The 13,141-nt window shown below is 65.2% G+C and carries 15 protein-coding genes; 5 read left to right on the top strand and 10 right to left on the bottom strand.

Going from position 1 to position 13,141, the window contains the following annotated elements; genetic code table 11:
• Positions 1–53: 53 nt before the first annotated feature.
• From ACZ89F_RS09090 to ACZ89F_RS09065, 6 genes are all read right to left on the bottom strand, one after another.
• The gene (locus ACZ89F_RS09090) at positions 54–818 is read right to left on the bottom strand and encodes a slipin family protein (RefSeq protein WP_476091384.1); all 765 of its coding nucleotides are present in this window, start codon (positions 816–818) and stop codon (positions 54–56) included.
• Complete coding sequence (locus ACZ89F_RS09085; protein ID WP_476091383.1) at positions 815–2,185, bottom strand: NfeD family protein; 1,371 nt, start codon at positions 2,183–2,185, stop codon at positions 815–817. The genes ACZ89F_RS09090 and ACZ89F_RS09085 overlap by 4 nt, the downstream gene beginning before the upstream one ends.
• 164 nt (positions 2,186–2,349) lie before the next feature.
• On the bottom strand, positions 2,350–2,703 hold the full coding sequence (locus ACZ89F_RS09080; protein ID WP_476091382.1) for an SPW repeat protein: 354 nt from the start codon (positions 2,701–2,703) through the stop codon (positions 2,350–2,352).
• A gap of 165 nt (positions 2,704–2,868) precedes the next feature.
• The gene (locus ACZ89F_RS09075; protein ID WP_476091381.1) at positions 2,869–3,942 is read right to left on the bottom strand and encodes a D-alanine--D-alanine ligase family protein; all 1,074 of its coding nucleotides are present in this window, start codon (positions 3,940–3,942) and stop codon (positions 2,869–2,871) included.
• A 24-nt stretch (positions 3,943–3,966) separates the two neighbouring features.
• On the bottom strand, positions 3,967–4,584 hold the full coding sequence (locus ACZ89F_RS09070) for a C39 family peptidase (protein ID WP_476091380.1): 618 nt from the start codon (positions 4,582–4,584) through the stop codon (positions 3,967–3,969).
• 103 nt (positions 4,585–4,687) lie between these two features.
• Positions 4,688–5,116 (bottom strand): VOC family protein, encoded by a 429-nt coding sequence (locus ACZ89F_RS09065; RefSeq protein WP_476091379.1) that lies wholly within the window; start codon positions 5,114–5,116, stop codon positions 4,688–4,690.
• A 381-nt stretch (positions 5,117–5,497) separates the two neighbouring features.
• Between ACZ89F_RS09065 and ACZ89F_RS09060 the strand changes: the two genes are divergently transcribed.
• Positions 5,498–5,752, top strand: a complete 255-nt coding sequence (locus ACZ89F_RS09060; RefSeq protein WP_476091378.1) for a hypothetical protein — start codon at positions 5,498–5,500, stop codon at positions 5,750–5,752.
• Positions 5,753–5,768: 16 nt separating this feature from the next.
• On the opposite strand, the gene ACZ89F_RS09055 is transcribed toward ACZ89F_RS09060, so the two are convergent.
• From ACZ89F_RS09055 to ACZ89F_RS09045, 3 genes are all read right to left on the bottom strand, one after another.
• Entirely contained in the window at positions 5,769–6,968 is a 1,200-nt protein-coding gene (locus ACZ89F_RS09055) for an aminotransferase-like domain-containing protein (RefSeq protein WP_476097251.1), read from the bottom strand.
• A 185-nt stretch (positions 6,969–7,153) separates the two neighbouring features.
• On the bottom strand, positions 7,154–7,606 hold the full coding sequence (locus ACZ89F_RS09050; RefSeq protein ID WP_476091377.1) for an N-acetyltransferase family protein: 453 nt from the start codon (positions 7,604–7,606) through the stop codon (positions 7,154–7,156).
• 287 nt (positions 7,607–7,893) lie between these two features.
• A complete protein-coding gene (locus tag ACZ89F_RS09045) occupies positions 7,894–8,646 on the bottom strand; it encodes a pyridoxamine 5'-phosphate oxidase family protein (RefSeq protein WP_476091376.1) in 753 nt (250 codons plus the stop codon).
• Between the two features lie 5 nt (positions 8,647–8,651).
• Here ACZ89F_RS09045 and pdxR point away from each other — a divergent pair, with 5 nt between their 5' ends.
• Positions 8,652–10,094: a MocR-like pyridoxine biosynthesis transcription factor PdxR gene (pdxR, locus tag ACZ89F_RS09040; RefSeq protein ID WP_476091375.1), complete on the top strand. Its 1,443-nt coding sequence runs from the start codon at positions 8,652–8,654 to the stop codon at positions 10,092–10,094.
• A gap of 2 nt (positions 10,095–10,096) precedes the next feature.
• Here pdxR and ACZ89F_RS09035 read toward each other — a convergent pair whose 3' ends face one another.
• Positions 10,097–11,821, bottom strand: coding sequence for a BTAD domain-containing putative transcriptional regulator (locus ACZ89F_RS09035; RefSeq protein ID WP_476091374.1), 1,725 nt, complete (start codon positions 11,819–11,821; stop codon positions 10,097–10,099).
• Between the two features lie 148 nt (positions 11,822–11,969).
• On the opposite strand from ACZ89F_RS09035, the gene ACZ89F_RS09030 reads away from it, so the two are divergent.
• From ACZ89F_RS09030 to ACZ89F_RS09020, 3 genes are all read left to right on the top strand, one after another.
• Entirely contained in the window at positions 11,970–12,245 is a 276-nt protein-coding gene (locus ACZ89F_RS09030) for a DUF4242 domain-containing protein (RefSeq protein WP_476091373.1), read from the top strand.
• Positions 12,246–12,330: 85 nt separating this feature from the next.
• On the top strand, positions 12,331–12,867 hold the full coding sequence (locus tag ACZ89F_RS09025) for a hypothetical protein (RefSeq protein WP_476091372.1): 537 nt from the start codon (positions 12,331–12,333) through the stop codon (positions 12,865–12,867).
• A gap of 61 nt (positions 12,868–12,928) precedes the next feature.
• Positions 12,929–13,123, top strand: coding sequence for a YjiS-like domain-containing protein (locus ACZ89F_RS09020; RefSeq protein WP_476091371.1), 195 nt, complete (start codon positions 12,929–12,931; stop codon positions 13,121–13,123).
• The last annotated feature ends 18 nt before the right edge of the window (positions 13,124–13,141 follow it).

Here is a 13,141-nt window from a genome sequence, read left to right as displayed (position 1 = left end):
ACGCAACGACGATTCATTTTGGGCGGCGTGGCTGCTCGCCGCACGAGGCCAGTTCACTTGGCTCCGTCCGGCTTTTTGGTGAAGATCGTCAGCAGGTCCATCGGCAGCGGAAACACCACCGTCGACGAGCGCTCGCCGGCGATATCGTGCAGCGCCTCGAAATAGCGCAACTGCATGGCCTGCGGCTCCTGCGCCAGCATCTTGCCTGCCTCGACCAGCTTTGCCGCAGCCTGCTGCTCGCCATCGGCATTGATCACCTTGGCGCGCCGCAGCCGCTCGGCCTCGGCCTGCTTGGCGATGGCGCGGACCATGCTCTCGTTCAGGTCGACATGCTTGATCTCGACATTGGAGACCTTGATGCCCCAGGCATCGGTCCGCTGGTCGAGGATCTCCTGGATGTCGCTGTTCAACTTGTCGCGCTCGGCCAGCATCTCGTCGAGTTCGTGCTTGCCGAGCACCGAGCGCAATGTGGTCTGCGCCAGCTGGTTGGTGGCGGCCATGAAGTCCTCGACCTGGATGATCGCCCGCTCGGCGTCGACGATGCGGAAATAGAGCACCGCGTTGACCTTCACCGAGACGTTGTCGCGCGAAATCACGTCCTGCGGCGGCACGTCCTGCACCACCACCCGCAGATCGACCTTCACCATCTGCTGGATGAAGGGGACGAGGATGATGAGACCGGGACCCTTGACCCCGGTGAAGCGGCCGAGCGTGAAGACCACACCGCGCTGATATTCCCTGAGGATGCGAATGGCCGCGGACAGGAACATGATCACGACCAGCGCAACGATCAGATAGGCCACATAACCAATCATCATTGTCTTGCTCCATTCCTTCCCGCATCGCGCCGCCGCACCGTCAGCACGAGGTCCCTGATGTCGGTCACCTCGACGCTGTCACCCAGTGCGACGGGTTCGTCGGCCTTCGCCCGCCAGCGCTCTCCCTGGGCCAGCACATGGCCCTCACCGCCCTGCCAGTCGAGGATCTCGGCCGGCAAGCCGCGCATCGCCTCGCCGCCGACGCGCGGCAGGCTCCTGCGCGCCGCCCAGAGATAGGTGCCGGTGAGCAATGCCAGGCCGAGCGTGACGGTGGCGGCGGCGCCGGTCACGGCCCACGACACCTCGAAGCCCGGACCTTGGGTCTTGAGCAGCATGGTGGAGCCGAGCAGAAAGGCGGCCACACCGCTGAGCCCAAGCACGACGGTGGGATTGAAGGCCTCGATGACGAGGAAGGCGATGCCGAGCAGCATCAGGGCAAAGCCGGCATAGTTGATCGGCAAGAGATTGAGCGCATAGAGGCCGAGCACCACGCAAATGATGCCGATGACGCCGGGCGCCACCGCGCCGGGGCTGGTGAACTCGAAGATGATGCCATAGACGCCGATCAGCATCAGGATGATGGCGACGTTCGGATCGGTGATGACGGAGAGCAGCCGGATGAACCAGCCGGGCTCCAGCGCCTCGACCGGCAGCCCTTTCGTCGCCAGCACTCGCTTCTTGCCGCCCACGTCGACGGTGCGCCCATCGGCCAGTTGCAGCAGCTCGGTGGTATCGCCGGCGACGAAATCGATAACATGTTCCTGCAGCGCCGCATTGGCCGACAGGCTCGCAGCTTCGCGCACGGCTTTCTCGCCCCAGTCGCCATTGCGCCCGCGCAGTTCCGCGAGCGAGCGGATCAGGGCGACCGCGTCATTGGTCACCTTGGCCATCATCGCGTCGCCCGCCGGCCGCCCGGTGGCGTCCTTCTCGTCCTTGTCCTTGTCGCCGCCGGGAAGCGACGGCAGCCCACCCATCTCAATCGGCGTCGCCGCACCCAGATTGGTGCCGGGCGCCATCGCCGCGACATGGGTGGCGTAGAGGATATAGGTTCCAGCGCTGGCGGCATGGCCACCGGCTGGCGCGACATAGCCGATGACAGGCACCGGCGAAGCGAGGATATCGGCGATCATCTCGCGCATCGAGGTGACCAGTCCGCCTGGGGTATCGAGCTGAAGGATGAGAACTTCGGCGCCCCGCGTGGTGGCTGCATCAAGCGCGTCCTCGAGCTGCCTGGTGCTTGCTGGTCCGATGGCGCCGTCGATGGCGACGCTCAGCGCGACCCTCTCGCTCCCGGCCGAAGAGAAGGGAGAAAAGGCAGCTGCGGCGACGAAGGCCACGGCAATAAGGGCCACCCGCGCGAAGGTCACGCTCAAAGCTCCCTGGGCAGGACCCAATCCCACCGAAATCCACGGCGCGGTCGCAGGATTGCAAGCCGGCAACCCGGCCTGCGCGGCCTGGACGACAAACGCATGGACGTATTCAAATCCGGAGGAGCCCACCGCTCGCGCGCCGCGCCCCCACCGTTTACCGGTCACGCATGCGCGTGTGGGTGACGGAAGTCCCAGACGGCCCAACCCGATGCGGCAACCACCAGCACGCCGAGAATGACGTGGGTGGCCATCGCGTTCGCCACGAAGCCGAGCAGCCAGGGCGAAACGATCAGCCAGAGCCCGAGAACGATACTAACCCATTCCTCCCACTCGGCGAATGCGGCAAGCGCCGCCAGAGCCATGACGCCCAGCACGGCGCCAACAATCCAGGCGTTCCATGCGGGAGCGGTTTCAGCAGCGAAGCCGATTATCCAAGGTGAGATGAACAGGCAGATGGCAAGGACCAGATTAAGCCAGTCCTGGCCCTTCTTTCCTTCCATGAGTGTATTAGCCATGACAACCTCCATAGATGAAGCTTGACCAAAGCGTTAAGTTCGCGTGCGATGCACGCTTGATCATTGATGTAACTACGCTTCACATGGCCTTCAAGAGCTGGCTAATAGACGAGCCCTGGCTTGGCGTGGGCCCACTTCCCTGCGCCACTCCGCTCCCGAACAGGATCAACGCGCCGCATGCCTGGCCAGCGCGTGCTCGATCAGCACGTCGATGGTCTGGCTGTAGCCGATGCCTGACGCCGCAAGCGCCTTGGCGTACATCGAAATGTCGGTGAAGCCGGGAATGGTGTTGACCTCGTTGACCAGCAGGCTGCCGTCGGCGCGCAGGAAGAAATCGACGCGCGCCATGGCTTCGCAACCGAGCGCCCGAAAAGCCTGCCGCGCCATCTCCCTGGCCCTGTCGGCAACAGCTTCCGGGACGTCGGCGGGCACCTTGACCACCGCGCCGTCGGCATCGAGATATTTGGCCTCATAGGTGTAGAAGCCGTGCTTGCCGGCCGGGATGATCTCGCCGGGCAATGAAACCGTCAGCGTGCCGTCGGCCCGCTCCAGCACCGAGAACTCGATCTCGCGGCCTTCGACGAATTCCTCCACCAAAACCTTGCTGTCATGCCGGAAAGCCGCTTCGACGGCAGCAGTGAAGCCAGCGCTGTCGGTTGCCTTGCTGACCCCGAAGGAAGAGCCCTGGCGCGCCGGCTTGACGAACACCGGCAGGCCGAGCTTCGCCGTGACGTCCTCGAAGGACACGGGCTCCCCGCGCCGCAAGGTCAGCGAGCGGGCAACCGCCAGTCCCGCCTCGCGCATCAGCCGCTTGGCGGCATCCTTGTCCATGGCCGCGGCCGAGGCGAGGATGCCGCAGCCGACATAGGCGACATCGGCGACTTCCGCATAACCTTGCACCGAGCCGTCCTCGCCGAACGGCCCGTGCAATACGGGAAAGACGACGTCGACCGGCGGCAGGTCGGGCTGGGTTCCATCCCGCGACACGGCGACCAGCCGGCCCTTGCCGCCGGGCAGCAGGGCGACCTCGATCTCGTCCTCGGATGCCGGCGCCCCTGCCCCGTCGCTGGCGGCCGACTGTTGCAGCAGCCATCTGCCGCTTTTGGAAATGGCGATCGGCACGATGTCGTAGCGCATCCGGTCGATCGCCTTCAGCACATTGGCGGCCGAAAGGCGCGACACGTCATGCTCGGCCGAACGCCCGCCATAGAGGATGGCCACTCTTGTCTTACCGGTCATCGAAATCCCTCAACTCTCAAAAAATTAAATGGCGACGGCAATGCCGCGATTGGCAAAGAAGCGGTCGAAATCAGCCTGCGCCAACACTGCGTTTGCCTGTGTGGCGCTGGTATGGCCGGACGGATTGTGAAAGCGGAAACCCTTGTCCGACGCCGCGGTGACCAGCACCAGATGGCCGCCCTTCGATGGCGGCTCGCGCTCTGGCCAGCGGATCGAACTGCTGACCGAAGCGATGAAGAAGCGCGACCGCTCCAGGATCGCCGGAATGTCTGATGTCGCGACATTGGTCATCACCTCGGCCCGGAGTCCAAAAACCTCCTTCACGAAACGGACGAAGGGCGCGTAGATCAGCCCCTTGATCGACCCCTCGTTGACGACATAGCCGCCATATCCAGTGCAGCGCCTGGCCAGTTCGATCGTCGGCACGATCTCGCCGCGGGTCGCCAGGATCATCTTCAGGCAGGCCATGCCGCAAATGTTGGCGGCCCAGACCGCATACTCGTCCAGCGTCTTGGCCCCCGACCCCTGCCACAGCGGATCGCGCCGCAGCGCCACCTTGGCGCCGTCGGCAAGCACGGCCATGGTCATGTCCGGCGTTTCCCACTGGCTGAAAAACGGCACGGTTTCAGGCAGCGGGCTCATGCGACTCCTCGGGCAGCGAACTCCATCTCGTATACGGGGATACGAGATGGATGAAAAGCCGCTCAGAGGGCTGTTTCGCTCTGATCAGGATAACGTTTGCTTCCTAGAAGGTGATCTTCACCGAAGGGACGCTGCGCTTGTGTGGACCGTGATAGACGGCCTCGATGTTGTTGCCATCTGGATCGAGCAGAAAGGCAGCGTAATAGCCGGGGTGATAGGGTCGTTCGCCCGGCGCGCCATTGTCCTCGCCCCCGCCGGCGAGCCCGGCCTTGTAGAAGGCCTCGACCATGGCATGGTCCCTTGCCTGGAAGGCCAGATGATGGCGGCCAGTGAGTTTTCCCAACGCCGCCGGGCTGTCGGCGCTGGAGATGAACAGTTCATCGGCCCAGAAATAATCCTCGCCGGCACCTCCGATCGGAACATCGAGCACCCGGAAGATCGCCTCGTAGAAACGCTTGCTGGCGGCAAGATCCCTGACCACCAGCTGGATATGGTCGATGAGCCGGCCGCGATGCAATTCCTGGGTTTCCATGAAAACGCCTCCTCGTGAGGCTTTCGAATTTAGGTTCGGACAGGACGCCGTCAATGTGGGCACGCTTTCCAACTGCCAACCCCTGCCGCAGGCCCGGCCCCATATACCCAGTCAGTCTTGCAAACAAAAAGCCCGCCAGGAGGGGGGATCCAGCGGGCCTTTGGAAAGCTGATATTCAAGCTTTCAGATGTCTGACGGGGGATCAGACAGGGTAAGAACTTTTATTGGCCGCGGAGGTTCCACCCGAACAAAAAGATTTCCCACGGGCCGTCGAATCCAGGAATTTCTAGCGGCGAAGGCGATTTCTTTTCGCGGGATCCCTCCCGACTGGAACCTTCCGCCCCCAACCGGGTTTTGTGGCGCGGCTGGGAGGAATTTCGCTTGGACTGTTTTCAAAGGCTCGAAGCGCTGATCGATAGCGCCGGCATCAGCGGCATCGAAGAAGCGAACGCTTTGCTGCGCCGGTTCAACGGCAGGTCGCAGGCGCTCACGGCGGCGATCGACGAGTTCATGCTAGACTTCAAGACATTGGTCTTCGTCGTCGAGACCGGCGAGCAAGGGTTCCGGAAATCACTGGGCAAGCTGGCTCGCGCCAGGCTTTCGAAGCTCCAGCACTTGGCGAACGTAGCAGCGTAGGAAGCTGGCGCCTGGCCTATCCCTTCAGGATGGCCGCCAGCCGCGGTATGCCTTCGGTCACCGCGCGGCGGTCGGCGAGCGTAAAGGATAGCCGCAGCGTGTTGCGCCCGCTGCCATCGGCATAAAAAGCGCTGCCCGGCACGAACGCCACCCTCGCTTCCTTCACCGACCGAGCCAGAAGTGCCGTGGCATCGGACCCCTCGGGCAGCGTCGCCCAGACGAACATGCCGCCTTCCGGACGGCTCCAGCTCACGCCTTCCGGCATGTTGGCTTCGAGGGCTGCCAGCAGCCCGTCGCGGCGCTCGCGATAGGCGCCGATGAGCTTTTCCACCTGGCCGTCGAACACCGCTTCGGCCACACGATGCATCACCACCTGGTTGATCGACGGGCTGTGCAGGTCGGAGGCCTGCTTCATCAGCACCAGCTTCTCGACCACATGGCGCGGCGCACAGACCCAGCCGACGCGCATGCCCGGCGACAGGATCTTCGAGAACGAGCCGCAATAGAGTGTGCGCGCCTTGTCGATGCCGCCGGACCTGATGCAGTCGAGCGCCAGGATCGGCGGCACGCCTTCGCCGTCATAGCGCAGCGCGCGATAGGCGGCATCCTCGATGACGGCGATGTCGAGTTCTCCGGCAAGGTCGAGCACCGCCTCGCGCTGCTGGCGGTTCAAGGTCTCGCCGGTCGGGTTGGCGAAATCCGGCACCAGATAGGCGAACTTGGCCTGACCGCCATTAGCAGTCGCCGCCGCGCGATAGGCAGCGGGCGTCATGTTGCCGCCGTCCACCGTCAGCCGCTCATAGCGCGGCTCATAGGCGTTGAAGGCCTGCAAGGCACCGAGATAGGTCGGCCATGTCACCAGCGCGGTATCGCCCGGCGACAGGAACAGCTTTCCCAGATAATCCAGCGCCTGCTGCGAGCCGGAGGTGATGAAGATGTTGGCCTCGTCGCAGGCGACGCCGAGCTTGCCCATCTGCCCGGCCAGCCAGCGCCGCAACGGCAGATAGCCCTCCGAGACCTGGTACTGCAGAGCCGCCCCTGCCTCTGCACCACCCAGCACATCGGCATAGGCGTCGCGGATCGCCTCGGCCGGAAACAGCGCCGGATCGGGAATGCCACCCGCGAACGAGATGATGTCGGGCTGGTCGAGCAACTTCAGGAGCTCGCGGATTTCGGACGCCTTCATGCGCGACGAGCGCGAAGCCAACAGGTTCATAAGGGTCAAGTCACGCCTCCCCAGACGCTGTAATATAGGTCAACTTGCCTGACCTATATCCTCTCTTGCCCGCGAATTGAAGTGTGCCTGAACGATTTCCCGAATGCGCCAGCGCTGGCGCAATGCACGAACGCCGCGAGCAATTCCACGAAAAGTATGCAGCGGTTTTCCGTCCGGAATTGTGCCTAGAGGCTCTTCTTGTAGCCGAGATGGCTGCCGGTGAAGCCGAGGCTTTCATAAAAGCGGTGCGCGTCCGCGCGCGACCTGTCGGTGGTCAACTGGACGAGGCCACAGCCGCGCGCGCGGCATTCATCGATCGCCCATTCGATCATCTGCCTGCCGATGCCGCCGGAGCGCCTGTGGCCGGTAACCCGAACCGCCTCGATCTGCCCACGCCACGCGCCCTTGCGCGAGAGACCGGCAAGGAAAGAGATCTGCAAGGTGCCGACCACCTCGGCGCCCTCGACGGCCACCGCCAGCAGTTGGTTGGGATCGGAATCGATGGCCTTGAAGGCATCGGCATAGCCTTGCGCGAGCGGCAAGGAGGCGTCCTCGCGGCCCGCGCCAAGCGGATCGTCGGCCAGCATGGCGACGATGTCATGCAGGTCGGAGGCTTGCGCACGGCGGAAGGTGATCATTGCGCCGGAATAGCGCGGGGCCGTGGTGGCGGCAACGTGGTATTGAGTCAGAGCCTTCGAACAGCGAAAGCTCGATAGTGGATAAATTGACAAAGGCCGGCGCCGCCCCTCATTGTCCTGCCGGACATTTCTCCCCGTAAACGGGGCGAAAGGGGTCGCCGCAACGCCGGCGCCTTTTCCGTAACGTTGGCGATTGGCGAAATCATTGGCGACCGCGTCCTTCTCCCCGTCACTATACGGGGAGAAGATGCCGGCAGGCAGATGAGGGGCGGCGCCAACCTCGCCAATTACCCCTCACCCTCATACACCCTCTGCGCCTGCGTCAGCGCCTGATCGAGCCGCTCACCTTCCGCATAGCCCGCCAGGTTCCGCGGCCGCTCCATGTCAGGCAGCAGCCTCGGACACGGCTCGGCGGCGCCGACCACCATCCGCACCGGGATGACGCCGGCCCACACGGGGTGCCCGTAATCCTCCTCGTCGTCGGCGACGCCCTTGGCGCGCACCTTGGCCGACGCCTCTTCGATGCGCATGCCGATCACCGTCGTCGCCTTGGCCTCCTGCGCCGAGATCGGCCGCAAGGTCTCGGATCGGCCGGGATAGAAACGGTCGACCACGCCGGCCAGCGCCTTCAGCTTTTCCTGCGGCTCATCGATGATCCGCGCCGTGCCGAAGCACATCGCCGAGCGGTAGTTGGCCGAGTGGTTGAAGCCCGAGCGTGCCAGCACCAGCCCGTCGAGATGCGACACCGTCAGACACGCAGGCGTGCCGCCGCGCAGATGGCGCAGCATGCGGCTGGCCGACGAGCCGTGCCAGTAGAGCCAGTCCTCCTCGCGCCAGTGGATGGTCGGCGTGCAATAGGGCTGGCCGTCGAACGTATAGGCGACATGGCACAGCAGCCCGGCATCCAGCACCGCGAAGACAGCCGCATGGTCGTAGCTGCCACGGTCATGCCGGCGCTTCACCCGGTTGCGCCTGGTGGTCGGAAAGCTGGCGACGCTATCGTTCACGGCTTGCATCCTTGTCGGTTGTCTGCCAACCATGCGCCATGGCATTGGTCGATAAAAGAACCAATCATGGCGATAAAATTCAGACCAATCCGCCGGATTGGTCGGCGCTGATCCCGGTCCTGCCGGGCGACGGCCCGCGCAGCCGCGAGCTCTACACGGCACTGCGACGGCTGATCGAGACCGGTGCGCTCGCCGCAGGCGCCAAGCTGCCGACCACCCGCGATCTCTCGGCGCGCTTCGGCCTGTCGCGTTCGGCGGCGGTCGCCTGTTTCGAGATGCTGATCTCGGAAGGTTTCGCCGTCGCCAGGGTGGGCGCCGGAACCTTCGTCGCGCCTGACGTGCCGCATCTGCCGACAACACTGGTCAAGCCACGTCCGCCGGAGATCGACGCGGCCACCTCGCTGCCTTGCGGCCTTGGCGTGGCGGTGTCCGATCCGCGTACGCTTGATTTGTTTCGCATCCTTCTGTCGCGCCACCTCGCACGGCCCGGGCCGGAGCATTTCCGCTATGGCGACCCGCGCGGCGGCCTGCCTCTGCGCACGGCAATATCAACCTACCTCAGGACCGCGCGCGGCGTGCGCTGCGATGCCGGCCAGATCGTGCTGACTTCGGGCACGCAGCAAGGGCTCGACCTCCTGGTGCGCGCCGCTCTTCGCCCCGGCGAAGACGTCTGGATCGAAAACCCCTGTTACTCGATGGCGCACGCCGTGCTGGCTGGCAGCGGCGCCAGGGTTTTTGGCGTGCCGGTCGACGCGGAAGGGCTCGATCCCGAGATCGGCGAAAGCCTGTGCCCGAAAGCCCGCGCGGCCTATGTCACGCCCTCGCATCAATATCCGCTCGGCGTGACGATGACGATGCGCCGCCGCCTGGCTTTGCTCGACTGGGCGCGGCACAACGATGCCTGGATCATCGAGGACGATTACGACAGCGAGTTCCGCTATGCCGGCCCGCCGCTGACCTCGCTGCAAGGCATGGACGGCTCTGGCCGTGTCGCCTATCTCGGCACCTTCTCCAAGGTGCTCTTCCCCGGCCTGCGCATCGGTTACATCGTGGTGCCGGAGGCGCTGCTCGATGCCGTCATGGCGGTCAGGGCGCGCTCTGACCGCTTTCCCTCGACGTTGGCCGAAGGCGCGCTGACCGACCTGTTGAACGAAGGCCATTTCGCCGCGCATCTCAGGCGCGTGCGCCGCCGCGTCCAGGCCGCGCGCGACGTGCTGGTCGCCGGCCTTGAGGCGCATTGCGGCGATGCCCTCGACGTGACCGTACCCGAACAGGGGCTGCACCTGATGGCGACGCTGAACCGCACCGGGCCGGACACCGCGATCGTCGAGGCGGCGAAAGCGGTGGGCGTCGGTGCGCGTGCCCTCTCCTCGATGTTCATCGACGGCCCGCCCCGGCAAGGCCTGGTGCTGGGTTTTTCCGGCTTTTCGGACGAGGCGTTGATGGCCGCGACCGTCAGGCTGGGCAAACTGTTGCGGTAGCGTCAGTTGCGTTGGGCGATAAACGCGGCGGCGCGCACGACATGAGCATCGCGATGCGTGCGCGCCGCCAACGCCAGCCATTCGCGCGCGATAGCGTCGGCCGTTTCAGGCCGGTCCAGCTTCAGATTGACGTCCACCTGGCTCGCCAGGATCTCCACCTGCAGCCCGGCATAGCTGTCGGTGTCGCGCATGCAGCGCCGGCGCGCCTCGCCCAGCCATTCCATGGCCGGCACGAATGCGTCTTGCGCCGCATAGGTCAGCGCCAGCGCGCGTGCGACGGCCCCTTCCCAGCAGGGATCGTTCATCTGGCAGCTCAGCGCGAAGGCTTCCTCCAAGCGGGGACGCAAATCATCGGGGCGCGCCCGCTGGCGGGTGCGGGATTCGCTCAGCACCGCCACAGGCCATGGTCGAAACGACATCCAGCGTTGTTCCTCGACCAGCGCCAGGCAGTCTTCCAGCCAGCGATCAGCCTCCTCCAGCCGGTCGGCGGCGATCAGCCCCCAGCCGCCGAGCCCAAGCGACCAGATCTCGCGACGGCGGTTGCCGGCCGAGCGCGCATGCTCCAGCGACAGCGCATAGTGATCGAGCCCCTCGCCGACCCGGCCCCAGTCGACCAGGTTGAAACCGATGACGCCATGAATGCCGGCCAGGTTTTCGCCACCGGCGGCCAGGTCCAGCGCCTGCGAAAGATAGGTGGCGGCCGAGGGTCGCCGCCCCGCCAGCGCCTCGACATAGCCGAGTTCGCGAAACCCCGCCGAGGCGATGGCCGCGCTGCCCGCCTGGCGCGCCAGTTCCGTGCTCTGGCGCAGCAGCACCGAGCCTTCGTCATCATAGCCTTTGACCGAATGCACAAGTGCTGTGCCAAGCTCGAACATGGCGCGCGCCGTCAGTTGCGCGTCCTTGTGTTTCTCCGCGTCGCGCACGGCGCGGCGCAGGCAATCGATGCCGGCATCCACGGCGCCCGCAGAAAGCGCGGCCAGGCCCGACTGCATCAGCGAGGTGACGAAGGCCTGGCGTGAGATTCCGCTGGGCGGCGACGAGATGGTGCGGCGAGCGGCACTGCGCAAGGCCGCCGACGGCTTCTCGCCGAGCTCCGCCACAAACACCGCCTCGGTCGCTTCGACATGATCGAGGGCCGCCTGGTAGCGTCCGGCCAATGCCAGGCTCTTCACCAGCAATATGTGCGCGCCCTCGTCATAGGGGTTGCGACGGACGCCAAGTTCGGCCAGCCGCGTCGCGCGGCCATGATCCTCGACGGACATGGCGCGGATGGTTTCCTGGCGGATGCGGGCTTCGACGATGCCGGCGATGCGCTCGCGCTCAACCAGCAGCCAGGTGGCGAATTCCGGGCTGCAACGGGGCTCCAGCGTGCCGAGCAGCGGCCCGGCGGCCTCGATGTCGAAATCATCGCGGTCGAGCCGCAGCGCGTCGATGTCCAGATCGTCGGCAAAGCGCCCCTCGACCGGGTCGCCGTAAAGGCAGTCTGTACTGTTGAGCGCTTTGCGCAGCGAGGCCAGGCACCAGCGCAGCGAACCCAGCGGATCGACGGTTTCGGGAAACAGCTCCGCCGCTAGCGCGCGGCGGTCGAGCGGCGCGCGCGCCAGAATCACGCGGGCCAGCAGCGCCCAGGCCTGATGGCCGCGCACGGGTTGGCTTTGCCCATCCGCATCGAGGATGGCGGGTTCGCCAAGAAGCCTGATCGTACCGCCCACTTTTTCCGCCGCCATGCTCGCCTGCCCCATCCTCACATGCGGCTTGCACCACCGCCGTGGGACAAAGCGTGTGACCGCTCCCGCCTTGTTTCTTTCGCGGGCGGCACACCGGGTCCAACGTCGATCGGATTTATCGGGCCGTCAACAACAACGGAGACCGACAATGCCGACATTCATCATCGAACGCGAAATCGCCGGCGCCGACAGGCTGAGCCCCAATGAGCTCAAGGAAATCTCGGCCAAGTCCAATGAGGTCGTGGCCGGGCTCGGCGCGCCCTACAAATGGCTCACCTCCTATGTCGCCGGCGACAAGATCTACTGCATTCATGAGGCCGAAAGCGCCGAAATGATCGAGCGGCATGCCCGCGAAGGCGGCTTCCCCGCCAACAAGGTGACGGAGATCGCCGCCTTCATCGGCCCGCGGACCGCCGGAGCCTGACACCGCGATCGGGACGCGCCTCTCCCGCAACCAACGCGCTCGGACCGGGATGGCCGCTGCGCGACAGCAAACCTATGGAGTCAACATGACATTCCTGCCCTGGACCAGACGCCTTGCCGCCCCGCTCCTCCTGTCCGCTCTCGCCGTCGCGGCGACGGTGGTGCATGCCCATGACGCCGCGACCCATAGCGCCGGTGAAGCCAATGTCCTGGCGCAAAAGGTGCGCACGGCCAACGGCCGGTTCGAGACCGTGGCCACGGCCACCGCCGAGGGTTACGCGCCCATCCCCTGCGCCAGCGGCATCACCGGCGGCGCCATGGGCATCCACTATGTCAACGCGGCCTACCTGAAGGACGATATCGTCGATCTCTCCAAGCCCGAGGCTGTGATGTACGAGCCGATGGCCGGCGGAAAGCTGAAACTGGTGGCGGTCGAATACATCACCTCGAAAGGCCCGGCCTCGCTCGAGGGGCAGCTGTTCAACTTCAACAGCGCACCCAATCGCTATGGCCTGGGCGCCTTCTACGAGCTGCACGTCTGGGCCTGGAAGAAGAACCCGACCGGCACCTTCGCCGACATGAACCCCGACGTGTCCTGCGACGCGATGAAGATGGCCGATTGAGGTCTCGTCAGCTCTTGCCGGCGCGCCGCCGGCAAGAGCTTCGCCTGTTTCCGAGGAAGCCATGACTGAAACCAAACGCGTCCTGATCAGCGCCCGCGAATGGCGCATGCCGTCAATCCTGCTGGCACGCCTGCTGCGTCGCTGGCGTCACCGTCGCGACCGGCGCCATCTGGAGACGATGCCGGACTTCATGCTCAAGGACATCGGCATCAGCCGGTCCGAGATCGACTATGTCGCGGCACATGGCGAGACGTAGAGACCGCGTCATGCCAGC

This window comes from Mesorhizobium sp. USDA 3734 (genome assembly GCF_056279665.1).
This window is presented reverse-complemented; position numbering and strand designations above follow the sequence as displayed.

What these genes read in the sequence shown, in the direction of transcription:
- ACZ89F_RS09090 (WP_476091384.1), bottom strand. Translation starts at nt 818, where the DNA reads ATGATGATTGGTTATGTGGCCTATCTGATCGTTGCGCTGGTCGTGATC.
- ACZ89F_RS09080 (WP_476091382.1), bottom strand. Translation starts at nt 2,703, where the DNA reads ATGGCTAATACACTCATGGAAGGAAAGAAGGGCCAGGACTGGCTTAAT.
- ACZ89F_RS09075 (WP_476091381.1), bottom strand. Translation starts at nt 3,942, where the DNA reads ATGACCGGTAAGACAAGAGTGGCCATCCTCTATGGCGGGCGTTCGGCC.
- ACZ89F_RS09070 (WP_476091380.1), bottom strand. Translation starts at nt 4,584, where the DNA reads ATGAGCCCGCTGCCTGAAACCGTGCCGTTTTTCAGCCAGTGGGAAACG.
- ACZ89F_RS09065 (WP_476091379.1), bottom strand. Translation starts at nt 5,116, where the DNA reads ATGGAAACCCAGGAATTGCATCGCGGCCGGCTCATCGACCATATCCAG.
- ACZ89F_RS09055 (WP_476097251.1), bottom strand. Translation starts at nt 6,968, where the DNA reads ATGAACCTGTTGGCTTCGCGCTCGTCGCGCATGAAGGCGTCCGAAATC.
- ACZ89F_RS09050 (WP_476091377.1), bottom strand. Translation starts at nt 7,606, where the DNA reads ATGATCACCTTCCGCCGTGCGCAAGCCTCCGACCTGCATGACATCGTC.
- ACZ89F_RS09045 (WP_476091376.1), bottom strand. Translation starts at nt 8,646, where the DNA reads ATGGTTGGCAGACAACCGACAAGGATGCAAGCCGTGAACGATAGCGTC.
- pdxR (WP_476091375.1), top strand. Translation starts at nt 8,652, where the DNA reads ATGGCATTGGTCGATAAAAGAACCAATCATGGCGATAAAATTCAGACC.
- ACZ89F_RS09035 (WP_476091374.1), bottom strand. Translation starts at nt 11,821, where the DNA reads ATGGCGGCGGAAAAAGTGGGCGGTACGATCAGGCTTCTTGGCGAACCC.
- ACZ89F_RS09030 (WP_476091373.1), top strand. Translation starts at nt 11,970, where the DNA reads ATGCCGACATTCATCATCGAACGCGAAATCGCCGGCGCCGACAGGCTG.
- ACZ89F_RS09025 (WP_476091372.1), top strand. Translation starts at nt 12,331, where the DNA reads ATGACATTCCTGCCCTGGACCAGACGCCTTGCCGCCCCGCTCCTCCTG.
- ACZ89F_RS09020 (WP_476091371.1), top strand. Translation starts at nt 12,929, where the DNA reads ATGACTGAAACCAAACGCGTCCTGATCAGCGCCCGCGAATGGCGCATG.